Annotated in this window: 22 protein-coding genes and 1 pseudogene; all 23 read left to right on the forward strand. The window is 63.4% G+C overall.

The annotated features are described in order from the left end of the window. Window positions 1-11 precede the first annotated feature (11 nt). The 23 genes and pseudogenes from rplB (at window position 12) to I6F28_RS10915 (ending at window position 13,396) form a co-directional block, all read left to right on the forward strand. Window positions 12-845 carry a 50S ribosomal protein L2 gene (rplB, locus tag I6F28_RS10805; protein ID WP_024342450.1) on the forward strand — a complete coding sequence of 278 codons (834 nt, stop codon included), beginning with the start codon at window positions 12-14 and terminating at the stop codon, window positions 843-845. A 12-nt stretch (window positions 846-857) separates the two neighbouring features. Continuing rightward, window positions 858-1,136 carry a 30S ribosomal protein S19 gene (gene rpsS / locus I6F28_RS10810; protein WP_008136357.1) on the forward strand — a complete coding sequence of 93 codons (279 nt, stop codon included), beginning with the start codon at window positions 858-860 and terminating at the stop codon, window positions 1,134-1,136. A 10-nt stretch (window positions 1,137-1,146) separates the two neighbouring features. Continuing rightward, window positions 1,147-1,533, forward strand: coding sequence for a 50S ribosomal protein L22 (rplV, locus tag I6F28_RS10815; protein WP_008549264.1), 387 nt, complete (start codon window positions 1,147-1,149; stop codon window positions 1,531-1,533). 17 nt (window positions 1,534-1,550) lie between these two features. Beyond that, the gene (gene rpsC / locus I6F28_RS10820; protein WP_036011029.1) at window positions 1,551-2,276 is read left to right on the forward strand and encodes a 30S ribosomal protein S3; all 726 of its coding nucleotides are present in this window, start codon (window positions 1,551-1,553) and stop codon (window positions 2,274-2,276) included. A gap of 30 nt (window positions 2,277-2,306) precedes the next feature. Beyond that, window positions 2,307-2,720, forward strand: coding sequence for a 50S ribosomal protein L16 (gene rplP, locus I6F28_RS10825; protein WP_008136349.1), 414 nt, complete (start codon window positions 2,307-2,309; stop codon window positions 2,718-2,720). A 5-nt stretch (window positions 2,721-2,725) separates the two neighbouring features. Beyond that, window positions 2,726-2,932, forward strand: a complete 207-nt coding sequence (gene rpmC, locus I6F28_RS10830) for a 50S ribosomal protein L29 (RefSeq protein WP_025036989.1) — start codon at window positions 2,726-2,728, stop codon at window positions 2,930-2,932. Window positions 2,933-2,945: 13 nt separating this feature from the next. Next, complete coding sequence (rpsQ, locus tag I6F28_RS10835; RefSeq protein WP_024342452.1) at window positions 2,946-3,194, forward strand: 30S ribosomal protein S17; 249 nt, start codon at window positions 2,946-2,948, stop codon at window positions 3,192-3,194. Window positions 3,195-3,278: 84 nt separating this feature from the next. Then, a complete protein-coding gene (rplN, locus tag I6F28_RS10840; protein ID WP_007603030.1) occupies window positions 3,279-3,647 on the forward strand; it encodes a 50S ribosomal protein L14 in 369 nt (122 codons plus the stop codon). After that, on the forward strand, window positions 3,647-3,961 hold the full coding sequence (rplX, locus tag I6F28_RS10845) for a 50S ribosomal protein L24 (RefSeq protein ID WP_011088142.1): 315 nt from the start codon (window positions 3,647-3,649) through the stop codon (window positions 3,959-3,961). The genes rplN and rplX overlap by 1 nt, the downstream gene beginning before the upstream one ends. Beyond that, a complete protein-coding gene (gene rplE / locus I6F28_RS10850) occupies window positions 3,954-4,511 on the forward strand; it encodes a 50S ribosomal protein L5 (protein ID WP_025036988.1) in 558 nt (185 codons plus the stop codon). The genes rplX and rplE overlap by 8 nt, the downstream gene beginning before the upstream one ends. 46 nt (window positions 4,512-4,557) lie before the next feature. Beyond that, window positions 4,558-4,863 (forward strand): 30S ribosomal protein S14, encoded by a 306-nt coding sequence (gene rpsN / locus I6F28_RS10855; protein WP_028137018.1) that lies wholly within the window; start codon window positions 4,558-4,560, stop codon window positions 4,861-4,863. 14 nt (window positions 4,864-4,877) lie between these two features. Further along, window positions 4,878-5,276 (forward strand): 30S ribosomal protein S8, encoded by a 399-nt coding sequence (gene rpsH / locus I6F28_RS10860; protein ID WP_024342456.1) that lies wholly within the window; start codon window positions 4,878-4,880, stop codon window positions 5,274-5,276. 16 nt (window positions 5,277-5,292) lie between these two features. Further along, window positions 5,293-5,826, forward strand: coding sequence for a 50S ribosomal protein L6 (gene rplF / locus I6F28_RS10865; RefSeq protein WP_036011036.1), 534 nt, complete (start codon window positions 5,293-5,295; stop codon window positions 5,824-5,826). Window positions 5,827-5,837: 11 nt separating this feature from the next. Continuing rightward, window positions 5,838-6,200, forward strand: a complete 363-nt coding sequence (rplR, locus tag I6F28_RS10870; protein WP_024342458.1) for a 50S ribosomal protein L18 — start codon at window positions 5,838-5,840, stop codon at window positions 6,198-6,200. Between the two features lie 44 nt (window positions 6,201-6,244). Continuing rightward, window positions 6,245-6,838 (forward strand): 30S ribosomal protein S5, encoded by a 594-nt coding sequence (gene rpsE, locus I6F28_RS10875; RefSeq protein ID WP_025036985.1) that lies wholly within the window; start codon window positions 6,245-6,247, stop codon window positions 6,836-6,838. Between the two features lie 25 nt (window positions 6,839-6,863). Then, complete coding sequence (gene rpmD / locus I6F28_RS10880) at window positions 6,864-7,058, forward strand: 50S ribosomal protein L30 (protein WP_025036984.1); 195 nt, start codon at window positions 6,864-6,866, stop codon at window positions 7,056-7,058. A gap of 75 nt (window positions 7,059-7,133) precedes the next feature. Next, window positions 7,134-7,619: a 50S ribosomal protein L15 gene (gene rplO, locus I6F28_RS10885; RefSeq protein WP_036011044.1), complete on the forward strand. Its 486-nt coding sequence runs from the start codon at window positions 7,134-7,136 to the stop codon at window positions 7,617-7,619. A 149-nt stretch (window positions 7,620-7,768) separates the two neighbouring features. Beyond that, on the forward strand, window positions 7,769-9,100 hold the full coding sequence (gene secY / locus I6F28_RS10890) for a preprotein translocase subunit SecY (RefSeq protein ID WP_036011045.1): 1,332 nt from the start codon (window positions 7,769-7,771) through the stop codon (window positions 9,098-9,100). Continuing rightward, window positions 9,097-10,308 carry a preprotein translocase subunit SecY gene (locus tag I6F28_RS10895; RefSeq protein WP_036011047.1) on the forward strand — a complete coding sequence of 404 codons (1,212 nt, stop codon included), beginning with the start codon at window positions 9,097-9,099 and terminating at the stop codon, window positions 10,306-10,308. Before secY ends, I6F28_RS10895 begins: the two co-directional genes overlap by 4 nt. Continuing rightward, a pseudogene (locus I6F28_RS10900) lies at window positions 10,305-11,173 on the forward strand (adenylate kinase). Before I6F28_RS10895 ends, I6F28_RS10900 begins: the two are co-directional and overlap by 4 nt. A gap of 187 nt (window positions 11,174-11,360) precedes the next feature. Then, on the forward strand, window positions 11,361-11,729 hold the full coding sequence (rpsM, locus tag I6F28_RS10905; protein ID WP_008549231.1) for a 30S ribosomal protein S13: 369 nt from the start codon (window positions 11,361-11,363) through the stop codon (window positions 11,727-11,729). A 131-nt stretch (window positions 11,730-11,860) separates the two neighbouring features. Next, window positions 11,861-12,250 (forward strand): 30S ribosomal protein S11, encoded by a 390-nt coding sequence (gene rpsK / locus I6F28_RS10910; RefSeq protein ID WP_007603045.1) that lies wholly within the window; start codon window positions 11,861-11,863, stop codon window positions 12,248-12,250. A gap of 114 nt (window positions 12,251-12,364) precedes the next feature. Further along, complete coding sequence (locus I6F28_RS10915) at window positions 12,365-13,396, forward strand: DNA-directed RNA polymerase subunit alpha (RefSeq protein WP_057029637.1); 1,032 nt, start codon at window positions 12,365-12,367, stop codon at window positions 13,394-13,396. Window positions 13,397-13,446: the final 50 nt, after the last annotated feature.

Raw genomic sequence — 13,446 nt, forward strand, 5'->3', positions numbered from 1 at the left:
GTCGTACGACGATGGCACTGAAGACATTCAATCCCACGACGCCGGGCCAGCGCCAGCTGGTCATGGTCGATCGTTCGGCCCTCTACAAGGGCAAGCCGGTCAAGGCGCTCACCGAAGGCAAGAAGTCCTCGGGCGGCCGCAACAACACCGGCCGCATCACCGTGCGCTTCCGCGGCGGTGGTCACAAGCAGACGCTGCGTACCGTCGACTTCAAGCGTGAGAAAATCGACGTGCCCGCGACCGTCGAGCGTCTCGAGTATGATCCCAATCGCACCGGTTTCATCGCCCTGATCAAGTATCAGGACGGCGAGCAGGCCTACATCCTGGCGCCGCAGCGCCTGGCGGTGGGTGACACGATCATCGCCGGCAATTACGTCGACGTGAAGCCGGGCAACGTCATGCCGCTCGGCAACATGCCGGTCGGCACGATCATCCACAACATCGAGGTCAAGATCGGCAAGGGCGGCCAGCTGGCGCGTTCCGCCGGCACCTACGCCCAGCTCGTCGGCCGTGACCAGGATTACGTCATCATCCGCCTGAACTCGGGCGAGCAGCGCCTCGTGCATGGTCGTTGCCGCGGCACGATCGGCGCGGTGTCGAACCCGGATCACATGAACACCTCGATCGGCAAGGCCGGTCGTAAGCGTTGGATGGGCCGCAGGCCGCACAACCGCGGTGTCGCGATGAACCCGATCGACCATCCGCACGGCGGTGGTGAAGGTCGTACCTCGGGCGGCCGCCACCCGGTCACCCCGTGGGGCAAGCCGACCAAGGGCAAGAAGACCCGCACCAACAAGTCGACCAACAAATTCATTCTCCTAAGCCGCCACAAGCGGAAGAAGTAAGGAACGCCGGACATGGTTCGTTCAGTCTGGAAAGGCCCGTTCGTCGAGGGTTCTCTGCTCAAGAAGGCAGATGCCGCGCGCGCGTCCGGCCGTCACGACGTTATCAAGATCTGGAGCCGTCGCTCGACGATCCTGCCGCAATTCGTCGGCCTGACCTTCGGCGTCTACAACGGTCAGAAGCACGTGCCGGTGGCCGTGAACGAGGAAATGGTCGGTCACAAGTTCGGCGAGTTCTCGCCGACCCGGACCTTCCATGGCCACTCCGGCGACAAGAAAGCCAAGAAGGCTTGAGGATTAAACGATGAGCAAACCTAAGCGCGAACGGAGCCTCGCCGACAACGAGGCCAAGGCGGTCGCCCGGATGCTGCGGGTGAGCCCCCAGAAGCTCAACCTGGTCGCCCAGCTCATTCGCGGCCGGAAGGCGTCTGCCGCGCTCGCCGACCTGCAGTTTTCGCGCAAGCGGATCGCGGTCGACGTGAAGAAGTGCCTGGAATCGGCGATCGCCAACGCCGAGAACAACCACGACCTCGACGTCGACGATCTCGTCGTGGCGCAGGCCTTCGTCGGCAATGGCCTCGTGATGAAGCGCTTCGCCGCCCGCGGCCGCGGCCGCTCGGGCCGTGTCTACAAACCGTTTTCGCAGCTGACGATCATCGTTCGTCAGGTCGAAGCTGAAGCCGCCGCTTAAGGGCGCAGGAGAACACGATGGGTCAAAAGATCAATCCGATCGGTCTGCGTCTCGGCATCAACCGGACCTGGGATTCCCGCTGGTTCGCCGGCAAGCAGGAATACGGCAAGCTGCTGCACGAGGACGTCAAGATTCGCGAGATCCTGCACAAGGAGCTCAAGCAGGCGGCCGTCGCCCGCATCGTGATCGAGCGTCCGCACAAGAAGTGCCGCGTCACCATCCACTCGGCCCGTCCGGGCGTGGTGATCGGCAAGAAGGGCGCCGACATCGACAAGCTGCGCAAGAGGGTCGCGGACATCACCTCGTCCGACGTCGTCATCAACATCGTCGAGATCCGCAAGCCGGAGCTCGATGCGACGCTGGTGGCCGAATCGATCGCGCAGCAGCTCGAGCGCCGCGTGGCGTTCCGCCGTGCCATGAAGCGCGCCGTGCAGTCGGCAATGCGTCTCGGCGCGGAGGGCATCCGCATCAACTGCTCGGGACGTCTGGGCGGTGCGGAAATCGCGCGCATGGAGTGGTACCGCGAAGGCCGCGTGCCGCTGCACACGCTGCGTGCCGACATCGACTACGGCGTTGCGACCGCGTTCACGACCTTCGGCACCTGCGGCGTCAAGGTCTGGATCTTCAAGGGCGAGATCCTCGAGCACGATCCGATGGCCCAGGACAAGAGAATGGCCGAAGGCGAGACCGGCGGCAGTGGCGATCGCGGTGGCCGTCAGCGCCGCGAGACGGCCGCTGCCTAAGGCCAGACAGGAATTTGAGGGCTTAAAGCCATGATGCAACCTAAGAAAACGAAGTTCCGGAAGGCGCATAAGGGCCGCATCCACGGCGTTGCGTCTTCGGGCGCGACGTTGGCGTTCGGCCAGTTCGGCCTGAAGGCGACCGAGCCTGAGCGCGTCACCGCGCGCCAGATCGAAGCCGCCCGCCGCGCGCTGACCCGCCACATGAAGCGCGCCGGCCGCGTCTGGATCCGCGTGTTCCCCGACGTTCCGGTGTCGAAGAAGCCGGCCGAAGTCCGCATGGGCTCCGGCAAGGGTTCGCCGGAATTGTGGGTCGCGCGCGTCAAGCCGGGCCGGGTGCTGTTCGAGATCGACGGCGTCAATACCCAGACGGCGCGTGAGGCGCTGACCCTGGCGGCCGCCAAGCTGCCGATCAAGACGCGCTTCGTCGAGCGCATTGCGGAGTAATGGCCATGGCACAGATGAAGATCGAAGACATCCGCGCGATGAGCCCCGACCAGCAGGATGAGGCCATCCTGAACCTGAAGAAGGAGCGCTTCAACCTGCGCTTCCAGCGCGCCACCGGGCAGCTCGAGAACACCTCGCGCCTGCGCGAGGCCCGCCGCGACATCGCCCGGATCAAGACCATCGCCGCGCAGACGCGCGCGAAGAAGAAGTAAGAGGCTTACGAAGATGCCGAAACGTACTTTGCAGGGCGTGGTCGTCAGCGACAAGCAAGCCAAGACCATCGTGGTGCGCGTCGACCGCCGCTTCACGCACCCGATCTACAAGAAGACGATCCGCCGTTCGAAGAACTACCACGCGCACGACGAGAGCAACCAGTTCAAGCCGGGCGACATGGTGTGGATCGAGGAAACGAAGCCGATTTCGAAGTTGAAGCGCTGGGTCGTGATCCGGGGCGAACACAAGAAAAGCGCCTGATCTGTTGGCTTTAGCCGACTGACTTCAGGGAAATGTTGAGCGCCGGCTGGGCTGGCGCAAAGAGAAAGAGGACGAGGTGCATCAATGATTCAGATGCAGACCAACCTCGACGTGGCCGACAATTCTGGCGCACGCCGTGTCATGTGTATCAAGGTGCTCGGAGGCTCCAAGCGCCGCTACGCCACGATCGGCGACATCATCGTCGTGTCGATCAAGGAAGCCATTCCGCGTGGCAAGGTGAAGAAGGGCGACGTGATGAAGGCCGTCGTGGTGCGCGTCCGCAAGGACATCCGCCGCGCCGACGGCTCGGTCATCCGTTTCGACCGCAACGCCGCCGTGCTGATCAACAACCAGTCCGAGCCGGTCGGCACCCGTATCTTCGGGCCCGTGCCGCGCGAGCTGCGCGCCAAGAACCACATGAAGATCATCTCGCTCGCGCCGGAGGTGCTGTGATGGCTGCGAAGATCCGCAAGGGCGACAAGGTCGTCGTGCTGACCGGCCGCGACAAGGGCCGCACCGGCGAAGTGTTCGAGGTTCGCCCCGACGCCGGCACCGCGCTGGTGCGCGGCATCAACATGGTCAAGCGTCACCAGAAGCAGACGCAGGCCCAGGAGGGCGGCATCATCTCGAAAGAGGCGCCGATCCAACTGTCCAACATCGCGTATGTCGGCAAGGACGGAAAGCCGACCCGCGTCGGATTCAAGATTCTGGCGGACGGCAAGAAGGTCCGCATCGCCAAGAGCTCGGGAGCTGAGATCGATGGCTGAGGCCGCTTACACGCCGCGCCTGCGCGCGGAATATGACGCGAAGATCCGCACGGCTCTGACCGAGAAGTTCGGTTACGAGAATGTCATGCAGGTTCCGCGCCTGGACAAGGTTGTGCTGAACATGGGCGTTGGCGATTCCGTCAACGACCGCAAGAAGGCCGAGACCGCCGCTGCCGAATTGACCCAGATCGCCGGCCAGAAGGCGATCGTCACCTATTCGCGCATCGCGATCGCGACCTTCAAGCTGCGTGAGAACCAGCCGATCGGCTGCAAGGTCACGCTGCGCAAGGCCCGCATGTACGAGTTCATCGATCGCCTGGTGAACGTCGCGCTGCCGCGCGTGCGCGACTTCCGCGGCCTGAACCCGAAGAGCTTCGACGGCCGCGGCAACTACTCGCTCGGCATCAAGGAGCACATCATTTTCCCCGAGATCGACTTCGATAAGGTCACGGAAGCCCGCGGTATGGACATCACGGTCTGCACCACGGCCAAGACCGACGAAGAGGCGAGGGCCTTGTTGACCGCTTTCAATTTCCCGTTCCGGCAGTGAGACGCTGACTTAGAGCCTCTCAAACGCGGATACCCAGGAGCCAAGCATGGCAAAGAAGAGTTCAGTCGAGAAGAACAACCGGCGCAAGCGGATGGTGAAGAACGCCGCCGCCAAGCGCGAGCGGTTGAAGGCGATCATCGCCGACAAGACGCTGCCGATGGAGGAGCGGTTCGCCGCGACCCTGAAGCTGGCGGAAATGCCGCGCAACTCGTCGGCGACCCGCATCCGCCTGCGTTGCGAGTTGTCGGGCCGTCCGCGCTCGAACTATCGCAAGAACAAGCTGTCCCGTATCGCGCTGCGCGAACTTGGCTCCAAGGGCATGGTCCCGGGCCTCGTGAAGTCCAGCTGGTAAGGAGGGTCGTTTAGATGTCTACGCACGATCCAATCAGCGATCTGATCACCCGTATCCGCAACGCGCAGATGCGTTCGAAGACCAAGGTCTCCACGCCCGGCTCGAAGATGCGCGAGAACGTGCTCGAGGTTCTGAAGGCTGAGGGCTACATCCGCGGTTACGCCACGCTCGAGCACTCCTCGGGCCGCAGCGAGATTGAGATCGAGCTGAAGTATTTCGACGGCGAGCCCGTCATTCGCGAGATTGAGCGCGTTTCCAAGCCCGGGCGCAGAGTCTACGCCTCGGTGAAGAACCTGCCGCGGGTGAACAACGGTCTCGGCATTTCGGTGTTGTCGACGCCGAAGGGGATCATGGCCGACCACAGCGCGCGCGACGCGAATGTGGGCGGTGAAGTCCTCTTCACGGTGTTCTGAGAAGGATTTTTCATCCATGTCACGAGTTGGCAAAAGGCCTGTGGCGGTTCCGTCGGGTGTGACCGCGACCGTCGATGGGCAGACCGTCAAGATGAAGGGGCCGAAGGGCCAGCTTCAGTTCGTCGTCCACGACGACGTCGAGGTGAAGCTCGAGAACGGCCAGGTCAAGGTCAAGCCGCGGACCGAGACCAACCGCGCGCGGGCCCTCTACGGCACCGCTCGCGCCCAGGTCGCGAATCTGGTCGAAGGCGTCACCAAGGGTTTCGAGAAGAAGCTCGAGATCACCGGCGTCGGCTATCGCGCCGCGATGCAGGGCAAGAACCTGCAGCTCGCGCTCGGCTACAGCCATGACGTGATCTACCCGATCCCCGAGGGGATCACGATCACCGTGCCGAAGCCGACCGAGATCACGGTGGCGGGCAGCGACGTCCAGCGCGTCGGCCAGGTCGCCGCCGAGATCCGCTCCTATCGTCCGCCGGAGCCCTACAAGGGCAAGGGCGTGAAGTATGTGGGCGAATTCATCTTCCGCAAGGAAGGCAAGAAGAAGTAACGGAGCCGGTCATGTCGAAAGCCAAGGTTACGAATGCCCGGCGCAAGCGGAGTGTGCGGCTGAAGCTGCGCCGTTCCGCCGGCGGCCGTCCGCGCCTGTCGGTGTTCCGCTCGTCCAAGCACATCTACGCCCAGGTCATCGACGACCTGAAGGGCGAGACGCTAGCCTCTGCTTCGTCGCTCGAGAAGTCGATGCGCGACGGCGGCAAGACCGGCGCCGACATCGATGCGGCGAAGGCGGTCGGCAAGCTGCTGGCCGAGCGCGCTGCAGAGAAGGGTGTCAAGGAAGTCGTGTTCGATCGCGGCAGCTATCTCTATCACGGGCGCGTCAAGGCTCTTGCCGATGCAGCGCGTGAGAGTGGGCTGAGCTTCTAACAGAATTTGAGGATTGAGGCGTAAGTCTCTGAAGGATTAGAAAAATGGCAGAACGCGAACAACGTGGTGGACGCGATCAACGCGGCGGCGGACGTGAACGCAGGGAGCGCGAGGAGCGCGACAGCGAGTTCGTCGACAAGCTCGTCCACATCAACCGCGTGGCCAAGGTCGTCAAGGGCGGCAAGCGCTTCGGTTTCGCAGCGCTGGTCGTGATCGGCGACCAGAAGGGCCGCGCCGGCTTCGGTCACGGCAAGGCGCGCGAAGTGCCCGAGGCGATCCGCAAGGCGACCGAGTCCGCCAAGCGCAACCTGACGCGGGTGTCGCTGCGCGAGGGCCGCACGCTCCATCACGACATCGCCGGCCGTCATGGCGCGGGCCGTGTCTATCTGCGTGCAGCTCCGGCCGGTACCGGCATCATCGCCGGTGGCCCGATGCGCGCCGTGTTCGAGACGCTCGGCGTCCAGGACGTGGTGGCGAAGTCGATCGGCTCGTCGAACCCGTACAACATGGTGCGCGCGACCTTCGACGCGCTGAAGCACCAGGATTCGCCGCGTTCGGTCGCAGCCCGCCGCAACATCAAGGTGTCCACCCTCCAGTCCCGTCGTATCGGCGGCGATGCCGAGGCGGCCGCCGACTAACGGAAGCTTTTCGGAGTAGACTCCCATGGCCAAGGCCGCAAAGACGATCAAGGTCGAGCAGACCGGCAGCGCGATCCGCCGCCATCACTCGCAGCGTTCGACCCTGATCGGGCTCAAGCTCAACAAGATCGGCCGCACCAGCGAACTGCCGGATACCCCGGCGGTCCGCGGCATGATCGAGAAGGTTCACCATCTCGTCCGCATCATCGACGAGAAGTAAGCAAAGGCGCACGGTCCCGGAGAGCGGGAAGCGGTTTTCGGTGAAGATCGTGCGCAAGACACAAGGAGAAGGGCGATGAAGCTCAGCGATATCGCCGACAACGCCGGCTCGCGCAAGAAGCGTATGCGCGTCGGCCGCGGCATCGGTTCCGGCAAGGGCAAGCAGTCCGGCCGCGGCGGCAAGGGCCAGACCGCGCGTTCGGGCGTGCGCATCAAGGGTTTCGAAGGCGGCCAGATGCCGATGCATCGCCGTCTGCCCAAGCGCGGCTTCAACAACATCTTCCGCGTCGAGTTCGCCGAGATCAATCTCGACCGGCTCCAGGAAGCGGTCGACGCCAAGAAGATCGACGCCGGCAGCGTCGTCAACGTCGAGGCCCTGGTGAAAGGCGGCGTGCTGCGCCGCGCCAAGGGCGGCCTGCGGCTGCTCGGCCGAGGCGAGCTCAAGTCCAAGCTCAACATCGAAGTGCACGGCGCCAGCAAGACCGCGATCGCCGCGGTCGAGAAGGCCGGCGGTTCGGTGAAGATCCTCGCCCAGCCCAAGGAAGAAGGCGAGGCGGCGTAACAACTGCGTCATTGGCCCGCGGCGCGCGGGCCTTTACGCATGCGGGACGTGGACTTATCGAAGCCGAGCCCCAGATAATGTCCGGCGTCCGCTAATTCAGCCCGGCCGCGGGCATCAACGGCGCAATAGGCGGCGGGAGAAAGTCCAAGATGGTCTCTGCAGCGGAACAACTGGCAGCCAATCTCAATTTCGGCGCGTTTGCCAAGGCCGACGAACTGAAGAAGCGCATCTGGTTCACCCTGGGTGCGCTGCTCGTTTATCGGCTCGGGACCTACATTCCGCTGCCCGGCATCGACCCGAGCGCCTGGGAACAGGTGTTCCGCTCGCAGGCCGGCGGCATCCTCGGCATGTTCAACATGTTCGCCGGCGGCGGCATCAACCGCATGGCGATCTTCGCGCTGAACATCATGCCGTATATCTCGGCCTCCATCATCATCCAGCTGTTGACTACGGTGTCGCCGCAGCTCGAAGCGCTGAAAAAGGAAGGCGAAGCCGGCCGCAAGACGCTGAATCAGTATACCCGCTATCTCACGGTGATCCTGGCCGCGTTCCAGTCCTACGGCATCGCGGTAGGACTTCAGGGCGCCGGCAATGTCGTCAGCGAACCTGGACTGTTTTTCCTGCTCTCGACCTCTATCACGCTGACCGGCGGCACCATGTTCCTGATGTGGCTCGGCGAGCAGATCACCTCGCGCGGCATCGGCAACGGCATTTCGCTGATCATTCTGGCCGGCATCGTCGCCGAGTTGCCCGCGGCACTCGCCGGCATGCTCGAGCTCGGCCGTCAGGGCGCGATGTCGACCGGCCTGATCCTGGTCGTCATCATCATGGCCGTCGTCGTGATCGCCTTCATCGTCTTCATGGAGCGCGCCCAGCGCCGCCTCTTGATCCAGTATCCGAAGCGCCAGGTCGGCAACAAGATGTTCGAGGGCCAGTCCTCGCATCTGCCGCTCAAGCTCAACACCTCCGGCGTGATCCCGCCGATCTTCGCATCCTCGCTGCTCCTCTTGCCGACGACGGTTGCGAACTTCAACACGGGCAGCGGGCCGGAATGGTTCCAGTGGATCACCACACAGCTCGGCCATGGCCGTCCGCTGTTCCTGATCATGTATCTGGCGCTGATCGTGTTCTTCGCCTTCTTTTACACCGCGATCGTGTTCAACCCGACCGAGACCGCGGACAATCTGAAGAAGCACGGCGGTTTCATTCCCGGCATTCGCCCGGGCGAACGCACCGCGGAATACATCGACTACGTGCTGTCGCGCATCACCGTGCTGGGTGCGATTTATCTCGCCATCGTCTGCTTGATCCCGGAAATCCTGATCTCCTACGCTTCGGTGCCGTTCTATTTCGGCGGCACCTCGCTGCTGATCGTCGTCAGCGTCACCATGGACACGGTGGCGCAGGTCCAGGGCTATCTGCTGGCGCACCAGTATGAAGGTCTGATCCGCAAGTCCAAGCTGCGGGGCCGCCGTAGATGAGCAGGGAGCTCGCGCGCCGAATCGCTTTCACGATCGGCGCGCTGCTCCTTTTCAGGCTCGGCATGCAGATCCCGATTGCGGGACTGAATCTCTCCGACGTCTCGCCGGCGCTGGATCTCGTCTCCCGGCTTTCGATCTTTGCGCTCGGCCTCATTCCCTATCTGACTGCGGCAATCTTGATCCGGCTGCTGTCCATGGTGTGGCGCGGCCTGAGTTCGCTCGAACGATCCGGCGAGGGCGGACGGCGTAAGATCGCACGTGCCACGCTCGGGCTCACACTCGGAATTGCGGCCTTTCAGGCCTACGGCATCGCCTCGGCACTGACGTCGATCCCGGGCCTCGTCAAAAATCCCGACGGCTGGTTCGTGACGACGGGCACGGCCTCGATGGTCGGCGGCGTCGTCGTGCTGGTGTGGCTCAGCGAACAGATGACCCGCTACGGCATCGGCAATGGCTTGGCGCTGATCTTGAGTGCCGGCTTCATCGTCGCCGTTCCGCAAAACATTGCCGGTATCGCGGATCTCGTGCGGAGCGGGACGATCTCGGGCAATCTTGTGCTCGGCCATGTCGTGTTTTGGATCGCGATCGTCGTCGTGATCGTGCTTGTCGAAGGTGCGCGGCGAAATATCCGGGTCCAGTTCGCAGCACAAAGCGTCGGTACGCGGCAGCTGCCTGTGCGCGATGCAGTACTGCCGATCAAGCTCAACAGCGCCGGGTTCGTGATTCCCGTCACCGTGGCGCCGTGGATATTCTATCTGCCGCTTGCCTTTGCGGGCTTCATCCTGGGAGGCGATCATCCCCTGGTTGCCGCAACCTACCGGCATCTCCAGCTGGGGCAGCCGGCGCACCTCATTCTCGTGTCGATCGCCGTGTTCGTGCTCGCCTTCGTCTACACTGCTTATGTGATTGATCCCGAATACACCGCCAAATCCCTGACCCGCCATGAGGGCGCAATTCCCGGTGTCGCTCCCGGCGAGGCCACCGCGGACTATCTCGATCGCGTCGTGTCATTGACGACAGTCGTCGGAGCCGTCTACCTGACGGCGTTGCAGTTGATTCCGGAGGTGTTCGAGCTTTACGGGATCGGGCTGCCTTATAGTATGGTCGTCAATGGTGGTGCAGTGCTGGTTGTGGTTTGCACCGTTCTTGATATCAAAACGCAGGTGCGCGAGGTGTCGCTCACCAATCCGGGGGGCGTACGCCGATGAGAATTATACTTCTGGGACCGCCGGGGTCGGGCAAGGGGACCCAGGCCCAGCTCCTGGTGCAGCGCTATGGCATCGTCCAGCTCTCGACTGGCGAGATGCTGCGTGCCGCGGTTGCGGCCGGCACCCCGGTCGGGTTGAAGGCCAAGGAGATCATGGCGAGCGGCGGCCTCGTGCCCGATGACGTCGTGGTGGGAATCATTTCCGACCGCATCGAGCAGCCGGACGCCAAGAGCGGTTTCATCCTCGACGGTTTCCCCCGCACCGTGCCGCAGGCCGAGGCGCTGGACGAGCTGCTCAAGCGCAAGCACCTCAAGCTGGACGCGGTGATCGAGCTCCGGGTCAATGAGAGTGCGCTTCTGAGCCGCGTCGAGACCCGCGTCGCCCAAATGCGGGAGCGCGGCGAGGAGGTCCGGCTCGACGATACCCCGGAGGTCCTGACCAAGCGGCTGGCCAGCTATCGCAGCCAGACGGAACCGCTGATTCACTACTATTCCGAGCGGCGGAAACTCTCGACCATCGACGGCATGATGACCATCGACGAGGTCACCCGCGCCATCCATCGCCAGCTGCTGGCTCTGGGGGCGGTCGAGCCCAAGACGCATGCCCGGAGCGCCGCCAAGGCGGCGCCGGCTAAAAAGGCCCAGGCGGGGAAGAAGGCGGCGGCAAGGCCGGCAAAACGGCCAAAAAGGGCGTCAAATCGGCTAAAAAGGCCGCCAAATCGGCGGTGAAAGGCCCAAAGAAGGCGGCCAAGAAAGCCTCCAAGAAAGCCACCAAGAAAACCGTCAAGAAAGCAGCCAAGAAGTCGGTCAAAAATGGTGCCAAAAAGGCCGCAAAAAAGGTCACGAAAAAGCGAGCCAAGCGCTAGCAGCGGTTGACGAAAGCCCCCGGAATCCCCTAATAAGCCCCGCATCCAAGTCGGATAGTTTCAGACGATGCCGGGCCCCAGGAAGACCGGGGGTGGGCGTCGTGTTCGCGTTTGTGAACACCTGCCCGAGAAAGCAAGCACTTAAAGCCCGAGCCCTGACGAGGGATCGGCAACAGGAGAGAAGGCCGTGGCCCGTATTGCCGGCGTGAACATTCCCACCAACAAGCGCGTACTGATCGCGCTCCAGTACATCCATGGCATCGGCCAGAAGATCGCTGGTGAGATCCTCGAGAAGGTGAAGATCCCCGTGGATCGTCGCGTCAATCAGCTCAGCGACGCCGAAGTGCTCCAGATCCGCGAAGTGATCGACCGCGACTATCTCGTCGAGGGCGACCTGCGTCGTGAGGTCGGCATCAACATCAAGCGTCTGATGGACCTCGGCTGCTATCGCGGCCTGCGTCATCGTCGCGGTCTACCGGTGCGCGGTCAGCGGACCCACACCAATGCGCGCACGCGCAAGGGCCCGGCCAAGGCCATCGCCGGCAAGAAGAAGTAAACTGGCGAATTGGACGTGGCGAGTGGCGAGTAGGGGGCTTCCCTATTCGCCACTCGCTACTCGCTATTCGCTTCCATAGGTGTAGCCGCTGGCATTACGGCGGCGTTTGAGATCTTCAGGAAAGGGACTCAATGGGCAAGGAAGCCACCCGCGTTCGTCGTCGTGAGCGCAAGAACATCGCCTCCGGCGTCGCGCATGTGAACTCGTCGTTCAACAACACGACCATCACCATCACCGACGCGCAGGGCAATACGATCGCCTGGTCCTCGGCCGGCACGATGGGCTTCAAGGGCTCGCGCAAGTCGACCCCGTATGCCGCGCAGGTTGCCGCCGAGGACGTGTCCAAGAAGGCGCAGGAGCACGGCATGCGCACGCTGGAAGTCGAGGTCGCCGGTCCCGGTTCGGGCCGCGAATCGGCGCTCCGCGCGCTCCAGGCCGCGGGCTTCACCGTCACCTCGATCCGCGACGTGACCACGATCCCGCACAACGGTTGCCGTCCCCGCAAGCGTCGGCGCGTTTGATTTTGACGAGCTGCGGGCGCGTCGGCGCCCGCGGCGACTTTGCAAGAAGCCGCGGGAATGATCTGCGGCCTTTCTCCAACGCCAGTATTTGCACCGTCAAATTGACTGGCCTGTATGGGTGAAACAGTGACGATCCAGAAAAATTGGCAAGAACTGATTCGGCCGAACAAGCTCCAGGTCACGCCCGGCAGCGATCCCTCGCGTTTCGCGACCATCGTCGCCGAGCCGCTCGAGCGTGGCTTCGGCCAGACCCTCGGCAACGCGCTGCGCCGCATCCTGCTCTCCTCGCTCCAGGGCGCGGCGGTGCAGTCGGTGCACATCGACGGCGTGCTGCACGAGTTCTCCTCGATCGCGGGCGTCCGTGAGGACGTCACCGACATCGTGCTCAACATCAAGGACATCTCGATCAAGATGCAGGGCGAAGGCCCCAAGCGCATGGTCGTGAAGAAGCAGGGCCCGGGCGTCGTCACCGCCGGCGACATCCAGACCGTCGGCGACGTGGTCGTGCTCAACCCCGATCTGCAGATCTGCACGCTCGACGATGGCGCCGAGATCCGCATGGAGTTCACGGTCTCGACCGGCAAGGGCTACGTGCCCGCCGAGCGCAACCGTCCCGAGGACGCGCCGATCGGCCTGATCCCGGTCGACAGCCTGTACTCGCCGGTCCGCAAGGTCTCCTACAAGGTCGAGAACACCCGCGAGGGCCAGATTCTCGACTACGACAAGCTGACCATGACGATCGAGACCAACGGCGCGATCACGCCGGATGACTCGGTGGCCTACGCCGCCCGCATCCTGCAGGACCAGCTCAACGTGTTCGTCAATTTCGAAGAGCCGCGCAAGGAAGTCGCCCAGGAGATCATCCCGGACCTCGCCTTCAACCCGGCCTTCCTCAAGAAGGTGGACGAGCTCGAGCTGTCGGTGCGTTCGGCCAACTGCCTGAAGAACGACAACATCGTCTACATCGGCGACCTCGTGCAGAAGAGCGAGGCGGAAATGCTCCGCACCCCGAACTTCGGCCGCAAGTCGCTGAACGAAATCAAGGAAGTGCTGGCCCAGATGGGTCTGCACCTCGGCATGGAAGTGCCGGGCTGGCCGCCGGAGAACATCGACGAGCTCGCCAAGCGCTTCGAGGATCATTACTGAGCGAATGGCGAGTAGGGAGTGGCGAGTAGGGGAAGAAGATCTATTCGCTA

The organism is Bradyrhizobium sp. NBAIM14, assembly GCF_020193895.1.
Taxonomy (GTDB): domain Bacteria; phylum Pseudomonadota; class Alphaproteobacteria; order Rhizobiales; family Xanthobacteraceae; genus Bradyrhizobium; species Bradyrhizobium yuanmingense.